This is a genomic window from Ensifer sp. PDNC004 (assembly GCF_016919405.1).
Lineage (GTDB): Bacteria > Pseudomonadota > Alphaproteobacteria > Rhizobiales > Rhizobiaceae > Ensifer.
The window spans coordinates 1654159-1668437 of record NZ_CP070353.1 but is presented as its reverse complement, the minus strand read 5'-3'; the positions used below and the strand labels follow the sequence as shown (position 1 = coordinate 1668437).

General features: G+C 64.2%; 13 protein-coding genes. 7 read left to right on the top strand and 6 right to left on the bottom strand.

Annotated features, from left to right (window positions below):
• The first annotated feature begins 8 nt into the window (after positions 1 to 8).
• On the top strand, positions 9 to 884 hold the full coding sequence (gene pssA / locus JVX98_RS16355) for a CDP-diacylglycerol--serine O-phosphatidyltransferase (protein ID WP_205239201.1): 876 nt from the start codon (positions 9 to 11) through the stop codon (positions 882 to 884).
• A gap of 81 nt (positions 885 to 965) precedes the next feature.
• Here the strand turns inward: pssA and JVX98_RS16350 are convergent, their stop codons facing one another.
• From JVX98_RS16350 to alr, 5 genes are all read right to left on the bottom strand, one after another.
• The gene (locus JVX98_RS16350; protein WP_192447377.1) at positions 966 to 1706 is read right to left on the bottom strand and encodes an SDR family NAD(P)-dependent oxidoreductase; all 741 of its coding nucleotides are present in this window, start codon (positions 1704 to 1706) and stop codon (positions 966 to 968) included.
• A 12-nt stretch (positions 1707 to 1718) separates the two neighbouring features.
• Entirely contained in the window at positions 1719 to 3206 is a 1488-nt protein-coding gene (gene purF, locus JVX98_RS16345; RefSeq protein WP_205239200.1) for an amidophosphoribosyltransferase, read from the bottom strand.
• Between the two features lie 145 nt (positions 3207 to 3351).
• Positions 3352 to 3975, bottom strand: coding sequence for a CvpA family protein (locus JVX98_RS16340; RefSeq protein ID WP_034803987.1), 624 nt, complete (start codon positions 3973 to 3975; stop codon positions 3352 to 3354).
• Positions 3976 to 4093: 118 nt separating this feature from the next.
• Positions 4094 to 5497, bottom strand: a complete 1404-nt coding sequence (gene radA, locus JVX98_RS16335) for a DNA repair protein RadA (protein ID WP_043611486.1) — start codon at positions 5495 to 5497, stop codon at positions 4094 to 4096.
• Positions 5498 to 5646: 149 nt separating this feature from the next.
• Positions 5647 to 6786, bottom strand: a complete 1140-nt coding sequence (gene alr, locus JVX98_RS16330; protein WP_205239199.1) for an alanine racemase — start codon at positions 6784 to 6786, stop codon at positions 5647 to 5649.
• 150 nt (positions 6787 to 6936) lie between these two features.
• Here alr and JVX98_RS16325 point away from each other — a divergent pair, with 150 nt between their 5' ends.
• From JVX98_RS16325 to JVX98_RS16315, 3 genes are all read left to right on the top strand, one after another.
• Positions 6937 to 7794 carry an AraC family transcriptional regulator gene (locus JVX98_RS16325; protein WP_205239198.1) on the top strand — a complete coding sequence of 286 codons (858 nt, stop codon included), beginning with the start codon at positions 6937 to 6939 and terminating at the stop codon, positions 7792 to 7794.
• Positions 7795 to 7950: 156 nt separating this feature from the next.
• A complete protein-coding gene (locus tag JVX98_RS16320; protein WP_205239461.1) occupies positions 7951 to 8604 on the top strand; it encodes an AzlC family ABC transporter permease in 654 nt (217 codons plus the stop codon).
• On the top strand, positions 8601 to 8900 hold the full coding sequence (locus JVX98_RS16315; RefSeq protein ID WP_043611353.1) for an AzlD family protein: 300 nt from the start codon (positions 8601 to 8603) through the stop codon (positions 8898 to 8900). Before JVX98_RS16320 ends, JVX98_RS16315 begins: the two co-directional genes overlap by 4 nt.
• Positions 8901 to 9123: 223 nt before the next feature.
• Here JVX98_RS16315 and JVX98_RS16310 read toward each other — a convergent pair whose 3' ends face one another.
• A complete protein-coding gene (locus JVX98_RS16310) occupies positions 9124 to 10626 on the bottom strand; it encodes a replicative DNA helicase (protein ID WP_043611355.1) in 1503 nt (500 codons plus the stop codon).
• Between the two features lie 332 nt (positions 10627 to 10958).
• Between JVX98_RS16310 and JVX98_RS16305 the strand changes: the two genes are divergently transcribed.
• From JVX98_RS16305 to JVX98_RS16295, 3 genes are read left to right on the top strand one after another with little or no spacing between them, the layout of a single operon-like run.
• Entirely contained in the window at positions 10959 to 11402 is a 444-nt protein-coding gene (locus tag JVX98_RS16305) for a MarR family winged helix-turn-helix transcriptional regulator (protein ID WP_205239197.1), read from the top strand.
• A 5-nt stretch (positions 11403 to 11407) separates the two neighbouring features.
• Complete coding sequence (locus tag JVX98_RS16300; protein WP_205239196.1) at positions 11408 to 13126, top strand: MFS transporter; 1719 nt, start codon at positions 11408 to 11410, stop codon at positions 13124 to 13126.
• 18 nt (positions 13127 to 13144) lie between these two features.
• Complete coding sequence (locus JVX98_RS16295; RefSeq protein WP_205239195.1) at positions 13145 to 14242, top strand: HlyD family secretion protein; 1098 nt, start codon at positions 13145 to 13147, stop codon at positions 14240 to 14242.
• Positions 14243 to 14279 lie beyond the last annotated feature (37 nt).

Sequence of the window (14279 nt, the reverse complement as noted above, 5' to 3'; positions counted from 1 at the left end):
GAGTGTCCATGGAAGGCTCTGAACAGCAAAAACCGATCGAAGCGCCGCAGATGTCCGAGGACGCCAACGGCTCGAGCGATACCGCGCGCGGCCCTCGGCTGCGCGAGATCCCGCTGCGGCTGATGATCCCCAATCTCATCACCGTGCTCGCGATTTGCGCCGGTCTTTCGGGCATCCGGCTCGCCTTTGAAAACCGCATCGAGCTTGCCGTTGCCATGGTGCTGCTCGCCGCCTTTCTCGACGGCATCGACGGTCGCGTCGCGCGCGCACTGAAGGCGACGTCGAACTTCGGCGGCCAGATGGATTCGCTTGCCGACATCATCAACTTCGGTGTCGCGCCGGCCCTCGTGCTCTACGTCTTCATCCTCGACCAGGCGCGCTCGATCGGCTGGATCGCGGCTCTGGTCTATGCGATCGCGATGGGTCTGAGGCTCGCGCGCTTCAACGTCATGGCGGAGCGCCAGGTCAAGGCGTCCTGGCAGTCGGAATACTTCGTCGGCGTGCCGGCACCCGCAGGCGCCATGCTCGTGCTGTTGCCGGTTTACCTGGGTCTCCTGGGTCTTGCTCCGGAGCGCACCTTCGCGCTGATTGCGTCGGCCTATACGGTGCTGATCGCCTTCCTTCTCGTCAGCCGCCTGCCGGTCTGGTCCGGAAAGTCGGAAAACAGCCGCGTTCGCCGCGATCTCGTCCTGCCGGCCATCCTCGGCGTCGTCTTCTACGTCGCGACGCTGATGACCTATACTTGGGAAACGATGGCGGTAACGGCGCTCGGCTACCTGATCACGCTGCCCTTCGGCGCGCGCTCCTGGCAGCGCAAGTATGGCGGCGACTGGCCGGTCCATCCTTCGACCGGCGGCGACGGCTTGCCGGGCGACAAGGACTGACCGAGACCAAAACGACACGCAAAAAGAAAAGGCCACCGTGACGACACGGTGGCCTTTCTCATTTGAGCGGTGTGCCGAAGCTTATTCGGGCATCCGGTAATCGACGATCTTGTCTTCGCGCACGATGTAGAGCTTGCCGGTCTCGGTCTGGTTGGGGCCAACCAGCGGCAGCAGCTTGGCTGCGACTTCCGAAGGATGCGGCACGGTCTCCGGATCCTCGCCGGGCATCGCCTGGGCGCGCATCGCGGTGCGGGTGGCTCCGGGGTCGACCGAGAGGATGCGCAGCGGCAGGCGCTGCGTCTCGCCGGCCCAGGTGCGGGCCAGAGCCTCGACGGCGGCTTTCGACGCGGAGTAGGGGCCCCAAAAGGGCTTGCACTTGTGTGCAGCGCTCGACGACAGGATCAGCGCACGACCGGCGTCCGACTTGATCAGCAGCGGCTCGAGCGAACGGATCAGCCGCCAGGTGGCGTTGACGTTGATCATCATCACCTTGTCGAACACCTTCGCCTCGACATGGCCGATCGGCGAGATCGTGCCGAGCACGCCGGCATTAGCAACCAGGATGTCGAGTTTGCCCCAGCGCTCGTTGATCGCGCCGCCAAGCTTGTCGATCGCCGGCATGTCGGCGAGGTCGAAGGGCACCAGCGTCGCAGAACCGCCCGCCGCCTTGATCGCGTCGTCGAGTTCTTCGAGGCCGCCGACGGTGCGCGCGCAGGCGACGACATGGGCACCGGCCTTGGCCAGTTCGAGAGCGGTGAAATAGCCGATACCGCGCGATGCGCCGGTGACCACGGCCACCCGGCCTTTGAGATCGATCGTCATTTTGTTGTCTGATTATCCGTTGCTGGCGAGAACCGAGAGTTTGCGGACATTGCTGGCGCCTTCCTGGTCGAGGAGGCGGGTCGGATAGTCCCCGGTGAAATAGTGGTCGGTGAACTGCGGTGCCTTCGGATCGCGCTTCTCGCCGCCGACCGCCTCATAGAGGCCGTCGATCGACAGGAACTCGAGCGAGTCCGCGCCGATGTAGCGGCACATGGAGGCGAGGTCGGCATGCTGGTTGGCGAGCAGCTTGTCGCGATCCGGCGTATCGATGCCGTAGAAATCCGGATGGAAGATCATCGGGCTGGCGACGCGCACATGTACTTCGCGTGCGCCCGCGTCGCGCATCATCTGTACGATCTTCACCGACGTCGTCCCGCGCACGATCGAATCGTCGACGAGGATGATGCGCTTGCCCTCGATCATCGCGCGGTTGGCCGAATGCTTCAGCTTGACGCCGAAGGCGCGGATCTGCTGCGTCGGCTCGATGAAGGTGCGGCCGACATAGTGGTTGCGGATGATGCCGTATTCGAAGGGAATGCCGCTCTGCTGGGCATAGCCGAGCGCAGCCGGCGTGCCGCCGTCCGGCACCGGAACCACGACGTCCGCCTCGACCGGCGCTTCCTTGGCGAGGTTGATGCCCATGTTCTTGCGCGACACATAGATGCTGCGGCCGCCGACGACCGAATCCGGTCGGGCGAAATAGACATATTCGAACAGGCACAGCCGCTCGGGCTGCGTAACCTCGGGCTTGCGCGCATCGATGGTGATCGAGCCGTCGGGCTGGATTTCGCAGATGATGACTTCGCCGTTCTCGACGTCGCGCACATAGGTCGCACCGATGATGTCGAGTGCGCAGGTCTCGGAGCAGAAGATCGGCTTGCCGTCGAGTTCGCCCATGACGAGCGGGCGGATGCCGATCGGGTCACGCGCGGCAATCAGCTTCGTGCGGGTCATCGCCAGCATCGAATAACCGCCTTCCATTTGGCGGATGGCGTCGATGAAGCGGTCGGAGGACGAGGTCTGCTTCGAGCGGGCAATCAGGTGCAGAACGACTTCGGTATCCGAGGTCGACTGACAGATGGCGCCGTCGGCGATCAGTTGCCGGCGAAGCGTGAGGCCGTTGGTGAAATTGCCGTTATGGGCGACGGCGATGCCGCCGACTTCGAGTTCGGCAAAGAGCGGCTGCACGTTGCGCAGCGCCACTTCGCCCGTCGTCGAATAGCGGGTGTGGCCGATCGACATGAAGCCCGGCAGTTTCGCCAGCGTCGCGGGATCCGTGTAGTGGTCGCCGACGAGGCCCATGCGCTTCTCGGTGCAGAACTGCTTGCCGTCAAAGGTGACGATGCCGGCCGCCTCCTGGCCGCGATGCTGGAGCGCATGCAGGCCCAGCGCCGTCAGCGCCGCCGCATCCGAGTGCCCCAGTATGCCGAAGACGCCGCACTCTTCGTGCAGTTCGTCGCCTTCGAGTTCATCGTGGATTTCGATGGATCTATCGGTCATCACAGTCGCCTTTGCTCCGTACCGGTGCGCATATCGTGATCAGGCCCGCCGTCTTCAAGCAATCTTAGCTGAAAACGGCTGCAAGCGTTATTCCCCAAAAGGACAAAGCCCGCGGGGCGGGCTTTGTCGGCAAATCGTTCCTGTCTCAGCCGTTGGTGGCCGGGGCGTCGTCGGCGGGCGCCTGGTCCGGCGTCGTCGCAGGTGCCTGGCCGGGCGTCGTTGCCGGCGCTTCGCCTTCGCCTTCGCCGGTCGTGTCTTTGCCGCGCAGGCGATCGAGAATGGTGGCGTCGGCTTCTTCGGGCAGCAGAGCGATCAGCTTGTTGCCCAGATTGTCGAGCAGCGGTTTCGACTTGGCCTGGGTGACCCAGGTCGGCTGCTGCTGCGGAGCGACGAGCCAGTTGAAGAACAGCATGGCGACGACGACCAGCAGGATGCCGCGGGCGGCACCGAAGAGGAAGCCGAGCGTGCGGTCAAGCGCGCCGATGCGGCTGTCGATGATGAAATCGGCGATCCGCATGGTGATGAAGGAGATGATGATCAGCGCGATCAGGAAGATCACCGCTGCCGATCCGATCATCGCAACCGTGTCGCTGTTGGTGTACTGCTTCGCATAGGGCAGGAGATGCGGGTAGAGGAAGTAGGCGGCAGCTGCCGCACCCACCCAGCTCGCGACCGAGAGCACCTCGCGCGAGAAGCCTCGAACCATGGCCAGGATTGCGGAAAACAGGGCGACGCCGAGAACGATACCGTCGAGAATTGTAATGGGCATTTTGTCCTTACTCCGGACCCGGTTCGTCCGGGTCTCCTCTATCCGCCATCGGCCCTGAGTTCAGGGCATTTTCAGCCTGTTTGCGGCCCTTAAAGGGCGGCCTGCGACATCCGCATCTTCAGTCTTCGTCCTCCGCCGGTCTCAGTGCGTTTCGCGACCCCGCGATGCGCGCCACCAGATCGGGCAGGCTTTCCATCTCGCTCCAGCGGCCATTGCCGTTTTTCGGCAGTTCGGTCGAAGCGGATGGCAGGACCGCCTGCGAGAACCCGAGCTTCTCGGCTTCCTTAAGGCGTTGTGCGGTATGCGCAACCGGCCGGATGGCACCCGACAAGCTGACTTCGCCGAAATAGACGCAATCCGCCGGAAGGGCAAGCCCGGCAAGCGATGAAACCAGTGCGGAAGCCACAGCCAGGTCCGCAGCCGGCTCGGAAATGCGGTAACCGCCGGCAATGTTGAGATAGACGTCGTGCTGGCCGAGCCGCACGCCGCAATGGGCTTCGAGCACGGCGAGGATCATCGAGAGCCGCGCGGAATCCCAGCCGACGATCGCGCGTCTCGGCGTGCCGAGCGAGGTCGGCGCGACCAGCGCCTGCACTTCGACGAGGACGGGGCGGGTGCCTTCCATGCCGGCAAAGACGGCGGCGCCCGGCGATTTCTCGTTGCGTTCGCCGAGGAAGAGCTCCGACGGATTGGCAACCTCGCGCAGGCCCTTGTCCGACATTTCGAACACGCCGATCTCGTCGGTCGGGCCGAAGCGGTTCTTGACGGTGCGCAGGATTCGGTAGTGATGGCCGCGGTCGCCTTCGAAATAGAGCACGGCGTCGACCATGTGCTCGACGACGCGCGGGCCGGCGATCTGGCCTTCCTTGGTGACGTGGCCGACGAGCACGACGGCGGTTCCCGTCTGCTTGGCAAAGCGGATCATTGCCTGAACGCCGGTGCGAACCTGGGTGACGGTGCCGGGCGCCGAATCGACGATGTCGCTCCAGAGCGTCTGGATTGAATCGATGATCACCAGATCCGGGCGCTTGCCTTCAGAGAGCGTCGCCAGAATGTCCTCGACATTGGTCTCGGCGGCGAGCAGGACGTCGCTGTCGGCAGCGCCAAGGCGCTGGGCGCGAAGGCGCACCTGCGCCACGGCCTCTTCGCCCGAGACATAGATGACGCGGTGGTTGCGGCGCGAGAGCGCGGCGGCCGCCTGCATCAGCACAGTCGACTTGCCGATGCCGGGATCGCCGCCGACGAGCAGCGCCGAGCCGCGCACGAAGCCGCCGCCGGTCACCCGGTCGAGTTCCGAAATCCCGGTCTGGATCCGTGGCGCGTCTTCGATCTCGCCCGAGAGCGTAGTGAGCGCCACCGGGCGTCCCTTCTTCGGCGCCCGCGACGGACCGCCACCGATGCCTGCCGTCGGATTGTCCTCGATGATCGTGTTCCACTCGCCGCAGCCTTCGCACTTGCCCACCCAGCGGGTGTGGACCGTGCCGCAGTTCTGGCAGATGAATTGGGTACGCGCTTTCGCCATCGGCATCGACTTTCGGAATGTGAGACCGCCGACGTCGCGATCGGACGTCGGCGGAAAAGAATCACTTGTATCGTCACATAATGCCGCGAAACGCGGAACAAAAGGTGAATTTCAGCGGGAATGACTGAAAATTGATATGAAGGACGGCGTTACGCGCCGCCGACATAGTGCCTGGCATAGCGATGTCCGAGGCTGGTCAGCATCTCGTAGCCGATCGTGCCGCCGGCGCGCGCGACATCGTCGATGGCGATGTGCCGGCCGAAGAGCTCGATGTAATCGCCCGGCCGCACCGTGCCTTCCGGCAGGTCGGTGACGTCGAAAAGACTGAGATCCATGGTGACGCGGCCGACATGCGGCACTTTCCGGCCATGCAGGAAGCCGAAGGCGCCTGATGGCGTTGCCTGCCTGAGCGTGACGCCGCCGCCGGAGACCGAGCGGTGGTAGCCATCGGCATAGCCGACTGCGACGGTCGCGATACGGCTGTCGCGGTCGAAGCGGGCGGATGCGCCATAGCTCGCGGTGCCGCCGGCGGCCACATCGCGAACCTGGATGATCCGTGCCTCGGCGGTCACCACCGGTTTCATCGGGTTGGGAACGTCGTTCACCGCCTCGCCGCCGTAGACGGCGATGCCCGGCCGGGTCAGGTCGAAATGATAGTCGGAACCGAGGAAGACGCCGCCGGAATTGGCAAGGCTCGCATCGACGCCTTCATAGGCGGCGGTCGCCTCGTGGAAGCGCCGGAGCTGAAGGCCGTTCAGCCGGTGCTCGGGATCGTCGGCGCAGACGAGGTGGCTCATAATCAGCACCGGCGAAAAGCTCGCCGGCCGCGCCGGGTCTGTCGCAAGCGCAACGGCCTGCTCGACCGTAAGGCCGAGCCGGTTCATGCCGGTATCGACATGCAGCACGCAAGGGTGGTCGCCCCGTTCGGAGAGTGCGGCCATGAACACGGCCAGCTGCTCGTCCGAATTGATGACCGGCACCAGGTCATTGTCGAAGAAAAGCGCCTCGTTGCCGGGCCACATGCCGGCGAGAATGTAGATCCGGCCGTCCGGAACCAGAGGGCGGAGATCGGCACCTTCCTCGGCATTGGCGACGAAGAAGTCGCGCGCGCCGGCGGCATAGAGGGCAGGGGCCGCCTGCGCGATGCCGATGCCATAGGCATCCGCCTTGAGGACGGCCGCGGCACGCGCCTTGCCGGAGCGCTTGTTCATGGCCCACCAGTTGTCGACAAGCGCGCCAAGATCGATCGTGAGCCGGTTGGAAGCGGAATGGAAGTCTGGAGGAAGCATGCCGTGCACTCTGCGTGGATGATCCAGGATCAATACAGCCAAGCGCAGAGCGTCGCAAACATTCCCCTGTCGCAGCGCCCTCGCGGATGGACCAGGCAAACGAGCACTTTTGTGCAAGACGCAGCCGCGCATGCGCACTATGGTTTTGCCATGCAGACAATTTCGCAGGAAGAAGCCATCGATGTCATGCCGATAGAGGGCGCCGAGCGCACGCGCTTCTGGCGGGATCCCCGTTTCATGGGCATGGAATGCCTGACGGCGACTTTCATCACCCACGAATTCGCGCCGCATGCACATGAGACTTTCAGCATCGGCGCCATCGAGGCCGGTTCGCAGATCAGCAAGATCAAAGGCGAGCGCTCGGAAGCGGGCCCGGGCTTTTTCTATCTCATCAACCCCGACGAGATCCATGACGGCCATCCCGGTGGCAGCGGTTACCGCTATCGCATGGTCTACCCGAGCGCCGAGCTTCTGGTGAACATCATCGAGGACGTGACCGGCCGCGCCTTCAAGGGCACGCCGTCCTTCTCCAGGCGCGTGCTGCAGGCGCCGGATCTGGCGATTGCCTTTCATCACGCGCACCGCATGCTCGAGCTGAACGGCGGCACCCTCGAGGCGGAAGAGAGCATGTTCAGCGTTCTCGCGACGATGTTCGAGCGCCACGGCAGCACGATCATCACGCCGATCGAAACGCGGGAGCAATCGGCGGTGCACCGGGCGCGCGACTTCCTGGCCGAAAACTATGCCGAGGACGTCGGGCTCGAGGAACTGGCGAAGGTTGCGGGCCTCAGCCGCGCCCACCTCATCCGCGCTTTCCGCAAGGAGTTCCACATCACGCCGCATGCGTTCCTGACCGACAAGCGCGTGCGGGCGGCAAAGACGCTGCTGCGGCACGGCTGGTCGGCGGTGGACGCGGCTTACCAATGCGGCTTTGCCGACCAGGCGCATTTCAGCCGTCATTTCAAGGCGCGCACCGGCGTCACCCCCGGGGCCTTCCGCGCCGGCTGATCACTTTCGTTCAAGACGATCCGCAGCCCGAGACCTAGAACACGCGGGTGATTGCGATGGCGCGACTGCGTGGAAAGGCGGCGCATCGCGCGAATGGAGACGTGGACGTTGCAGGAAAGAAGTGCGTTTCAGGAATTTCGGGCCGCGGCAGTCGCCATGACGCCGCTGATCGTCGCGGTCATGCCGGTTGGCCTCGTGTTCGGCGCGGTGGCTGCGAGCAAGGGGCTCACGCCGGCCGAGGTGGCGCTGATGAGCGCGCTGGTCTTTGCCGGCGGATCGCAGTTCGTCGCTATGGATATCTGGACGCATCCGGCGTCCTGGGCAGCGCTTGGCTTTTCGGCCCTGCTCGTCAACATTCGCCATGTGCTGATGAGCGCTTCGATCGGCGGCAAGCTCGACCGTTTCTCCGGGCCGGCGCGCTATGCGTCGATGCTGCTTCTGGCCGACGAGATCTGGGCCATGGCCGAGATGCGCGCGAGCAACGGCAAGCTGACGCCTGCCTGGTATGCGGGACTTGCGGTGCCGTTCTACTGCGTCTGGGTGCTGACGAGCCTGGCAGGCGCCTTGCTCGGGGCCTTCCTGGGCGATCCGAAGGTCACGGGCCTCGATTTTGCGTTCCCCGCCGTCTTCATCGTGCTGGTCATGGGCTTCTGGAAGGGGCGCGAGACCGGGGCCGTTCTGGCTGCAAGCGCGCTCGCGGCGGTCATTACGCACCAATTGCTGCCGGGCGTCTGGTACATCGCTGCCGGGGCTGCGGCCGGCGTCGTGGTGGCGCTTCTCTCCGGCGCTCGCAAGGAGGCCCATGCATGACCGTCGACCTCAACACGCTGCTCGCAATTCTTGCCATGGCGGTTGCGACGATCGCGACCCGCATCGGCGGCCTCGTGCTGATCCGCTATGTGACGATCGGGGAAAACCAGAAGCGCGCGCTGGAGGCGATCCCGCCGGCCGTCCTGATGGCGGTCATCGCGCCGACGGCCTTCGTGACCGGTCCGGCGGAAACGATCGCCGCCGCCGCGACGGCGGTCGCCGCCATGCGACTGCCGCTCCTGGTGTCGGTCGCCGTCGGTGTCGTCTCGGTGGCGCTGCTGCGCCTCGTGTTCTGAGAGTTTGTGCCGGAGTGCGAGGCGCGCTTCGGAGAGAAAGGCACATGCCTTTTGAAATTGAGAGCGGGCTGGGAAACCGCAAACATTTTTCACAGCCCGCTCCGGCCGCCCCCAACGGAACTCTGAGCAATCCCTGGAAACGTGTGAAACGGTTTTCCGTCCGGAATTGCGTTCGTTCAAAGTGATGGAGCGCTTCACCGTTGCAAAGAAACAATGAAGCAGTCTAGTGTTCCTCGTACTGGGTGAAGGATGGGTCGGCGAGATCGGTGAAGCGCGTGAATTCCGACTGGAAGGCGAGCTTCACGGTACCGGTCGGTCCGTGACGCTGCTTGGCGATGATCACGTCGGCCGTGCCCTTCACCTGCTCCATCTTCATCTTCCACTCTTCGTACTTCGGATCGAACTCGTCGCGCGGCTCCAGGTTCTTCACGTAGTATTCCTCACGGAACACGAAGAGCACGACGTCGGCGTCCTGCTCGATCGAGCCCGATTCACGAAGGTCGGAGAGCTGCGGCCGCTTGTCTTCCCGGCTTTCGACGCCACGGGAGAGCTGCGAGAGCGCGATGATCGGAACATTCAGCTCCTTGCCGAGCGCCTTGAGGCCGGTGGTGATCTGGGTGATTTCCTGCACGCGGTTGTCGCTGGATTTGCCCGAGCCGGTCATGAGCTGGATGTAGTCCACCACCAGGCAGTCGAGGCCGCGCTGACGCTTCAGGCGCCGGGCACGGGCGGAAAGCTGGGCGATCGAGATGCCACCGGTCTGGTCGATATAGAGCGGCACCTTCTGCATCATCTGCGAGCAGGCGACGAGCTTTTCGAAATCGGCCTCGGAGATGTCACCGCGGCGGATCTTCGACGAGGAGACTTCGGTCTGCTCGGAGATGATACGGGTGGCGAGCTGTTCGGACGACATTTCGAGCGAGTAGAAGCCGACGACGCCGCCGTTCTTCGCCTTGAACGAGCCGTCCGCCTGGACTTCCGGCTCGTAGGCCGCAGCAATGTTGTAGGCGATGTTGGTGGCAAGCGAGGTCTTGCCCATGCCCGGACGTCCGGCAAGCACGATCAAGTCGGAACGCTGCAGGCCGCCCATCCGGCCATCAAGCGACAGGATGCCGGTTGAAATGCCCGAAAGGCTGCCGTCGCGCTCGAAGGCCTGGCCGGCCATGTCGATGGCGAGCGCCACGGCATCGTTGAACGACTGGAAGCCGCCGTCGTAGCGGCCGGTCTCTGCCAGTTCGAACAGACGGCGCTCGGCATCTTCGATCTGGCCCTGCGGCGGCATGTCGAGCGGCGCGTCATAGGCAATGTTGACCATGTCCTCGCCGATGGTGATCAGCGAACGGCGCAGCGCCAGGTCATAGATCGCCCGGCCATAGTCTTCGGCGTTGATGATCGAGACGGCGGCGCCGGCAAGGCGCGCAAGATAGGTCGCGACGGTGACGTCGCCCACCTTCTCGTCGGCCTTGAGGAAGGTCTTGATGGTGACCGGGTTCGCCATCTTGCCCATGCGGATGATGTCGCCGGCGACTTCGTAGATCTTGCGGTGCAGCGGCTCGTGCAGATGCACGGGCTTCAGGAAGTCCGAGACGCGGTAGTAGGCGTCGTTGTTGACGAGGATCGCGCCAAGCAGCGCCTGCTCGGCCTCGAGGTTGTTCGGGGCCTCGCGGTAGTGCTGGTCCGCCTGATCCTTGCCGATAGGGGATAGCTTTCGCGACGCTTCGTTCATTCGATTATCTCTGCCTCTGTCTGGTGTGGCACCGGTTTGCGTCTAAGCGCGGGCCGGGTCAAGTGCACGAGGGACACAGTCGCAGAGCGACGTCACCGCATCCGGCGCTGTTCCCGTTGTTCGACTGATCCACAGGCGGGGGTTCGCAAATGTGCGGATTATGCCGTCGTCACAAATTTGGTCGTTGACGCCGCGAATCACCCGAACCTCCCCGACAAGCCGAAGTGTAGCGCCGTCCTCCTCTGCCTCAAATCCGCATCTTGAAAATCCACCGCATTTGGATTAGATAGAGGCAATATAATTAGCATGCTAGTAATATGGAAAAGATACCAATGTATCAGCCGACCGTGAACCGCGAACTGTTCGATGCCTTGTCGCTGGTCAATCGCAAGCTGCGCGCCGTGTTCGATGCGCGCGTGAAGGAGAGGGGGCTGACGTTGTCGCGCGCCCGCGCGCTCTTTGCCCTGACGAAGAAGGACGGCCTCAACCAGCGGGAGCTCGCCGACGAGCTCGACATCGAGACCCCGACCCTAGTGCGCCTGCTCGACGGCATGGAGAAGCAGGGCTTCATCGAGCGGCGGGTTGAGGTCTCCGACCGCCGCGCCAAGCAGATCCATATGACCGAACTCGGCCGAACGGTTGCCGACGAGATCCTCAGGCTTGCCGACGAGATCCGCGCCGAAGTGCTGCAAGGCATCGACGCAGCCGAGCTTGTGGTGACGAAGCGGGTGATCCGGGCGATCGCCGACAATGTCCAGTCGCTGGCGCGGGAGTGAGGGCAATGGGTGCAGGCGCGACGGCCGCCGCAAACGACAACCGCCTCGCCATCGAGCTTGAGGCTGCGGAGACCATCGACGAGGATCAACGCGGGGAAACCGCGATTGCGCCGGAACCAGAACCGGCGCCAGCGCCCGTACCGGCCCCGGTCGAGAAAGGCCTGTTGCTTTCGGCGGTCTATGTCGTGGGCTCTGTGCTTTTGTTCCTGACTCAGGGGCTTGGCATGAACCTGGCGCTCGCCAACCTCACGCAGGTCCAGGGCTCGCTTTCGGCGACCTCCATCGAGGCCGGTTGGCTCTCGGCGGCCTACATGGCGCCGAATGTCAGCCTGTCGATCGCGCTGGTGAAGATCCGCGCCCAGTACGGGCTGCGCCGTTTTGCCGAAATCAGCATCGCCGGTTTCGTCGTCGTCTCGCTGATGAACGTCTTCGTTTCCGATCTGCATTCGGCGATCGTCGTGCGGTTCATCAGCGGCATTGCCGCCGCACCGATGTCGACGCTCGGCTTCCTCTACATGCTCGAAGCCTTTCCGCCGGCGCGCAAGCTGACCGTCGGTCTGGCGTTGGCGCTCACCTGCACGACGATTTCCGCGCCGGTCACCCGCCTGATCTCGCCGACCTTGATCGAATACGGCCAGTGGCACGCGCTCTACACGCTGGAAATGGCGCTGGCGTTGATCGCTCTGCCAATCATCTACCTCTTGCCGCTGACGCCGGTGCCGCATGCCAAGGTCATCCAGCGCATGGATATCCTGAGCTACCTGCTCGTCGCCGTCGCCTTCGGCTGCCTCGCCGTGGTCCTGACCATGGGGCGCCTCTACTGGTGGTTCGAGGCGCCATGGCTCGGTGTCCTGCTGGTCGTCTCGATCACGACGCTGACGACTGCGGTGCTGATCGAGCTCCATCGCCCGGTACCCTTGATCGACGTGCGCTGGATCGCCTCCAAGGAGATCGTGCACTTTGCCGCCGTTCTCCTGATTTTCCGCCTGGTGGCATCCGAACAATCGACGGTCGCGGCGAACTTCTACCAGCAGCTCGGCCTCCAGTTCGAGCAGGTCGCGACCCTCTATTGGATCATCCTAGCCGCGGCGATCGGCGGCGGTCTGCTTTGCGCCGCGCTGATGAACCCTCAGCATGCGGAGCGCGTGCATATCCTGGCGCTCAGCCTTCTGGCGACCGGCGCCTACATGGATAGCCAGGCGACCGGCCTCACGCGGCCGGAGCAGATGTATCTGAGCCAGGCGATGATTGCGTCGGGCACGGCGCTCTTCCTGCCGCCGGCCATGGCACGCGGCTTCAAGGCGGCGCTCGCCAAGGGGCCGAGCTATATCCTGAGCTTCATCGTGATCTTCCTCTTTACCCAAAGCATCGGCAGCCTGATCGGATCTGCCGCCTTCGGCACCTTCGTCACGATCCGCGAAAAGTTTCACTCCAACATTCTCGCCGAACGGATCGTGCTCTCGAACCCGCTGGTTGCCCAGCGCGTCAACCAGCTTTCCGCGGCCTACGCCAAGGTGATGGGCGACAAGACCCTGCTCGGCGGCGAAGGCACCGTGCTGTTGTCACAGCAGGTGACCCGCGAAGCTTACATCCTCGCCTACAACGACGCCTTCCTGCTGGCTTCGGCGGTCGCGCTCTTCGCGCTCGCCGGGCTGCTGCTGCACATCTTCTACAACTGGCTCAGGCAGAGATTGTCCGCGCCTGCGCCGATGCCTGCCACCTGATTGACAGAGTTGACGACCATGTTGAAATCCCTGCGCTCGCCCACGAGCATCATCGTTCTTCTCGCCGGCATCGCCGGTATTGCCCTTGTGCTCTACGCCTGGCGGCTGCCGCCGTTCCACAGTTCGGTCGAATCGACCGAGAACGCCTATGTGCGTGGCTTTGTCACGATCATGAGCCCACAGCTTGCGGGCTATGTCGCCGACGTTCCGGTGCGCGACTACGAGACGGTCAAGGCCGGGCAACTGCTGGTCAAGATCGACGACCGCATCTATGCGCAGAAGGTGGCGCAGGCGGAAGCCACGCTTGCCGGTCAGAAGGCAGCCCTTGCCAATTCCTTCCAGCAGGAGCTTTCGGCCAAGGCCGGTATCGCCGCAAGCCAGGCGCAGATCGACAGCGCCAAGGCCGCCTTCAACCGGGCGCGTGCGACCTGGGACCGCATTCGCCCGCTTGCGGAAAAGGGTGTTTCGACCCGCAGCGACGCCGATCAGGCGCGTGCGGGCTTCGAGCAGGCCGACGCTGCCGTGAGCCAGGCGGAAGCAGGGCTCGAAGTCTCGAAGCAGGCACTGGCGACGACGCTCGGCGCGCGTTCCGGACTGCAGGCCGCGGTGAGCGGAGCGGAAGCGGCCGTCGAACTCGCGCGTATCGATCTCGACAACACGCGCATCGTCGCGCCGCGTGACGGCCGGCTCGGCGAGATCGGCGCGCGCATCGGTCAATATGTGACGGCCGGCTCGCAACTCCTGGCGCTGGTTCCGAACGACGTCTGGGTGGTCGCCAATTTCAAGGAAACGCAGCTCGATGGCATGAAGGCGGGCCAACCCGTCACCATCGCGGTCGACGCCCTGCAGAGGAACGAGCTGATGGGGCATATCGAGCGGTTCTCGCCCGCCGCTGGTTCGGAGTTCAGCATCATCCGTCCGGACAACGCCACCGGCAACTTCACCAAGGTGGCTCAGCGCGTCGGCGTGCGCATCGCCGTCGATCCCGGTCAGCCGCTGGCGGAAATGCTCTCACCCGGTCTCTCGGTCGTCGTGCGCGTCGACAAGGATGCGCCGGTTCATGTTGCACCGGACCAGGCCAACAAGGGCGGCACGCCCGTTGCCGCTCACGGATAAGGCGGCCGGATTTCCCGGACGTCATTGACAGCGCGGA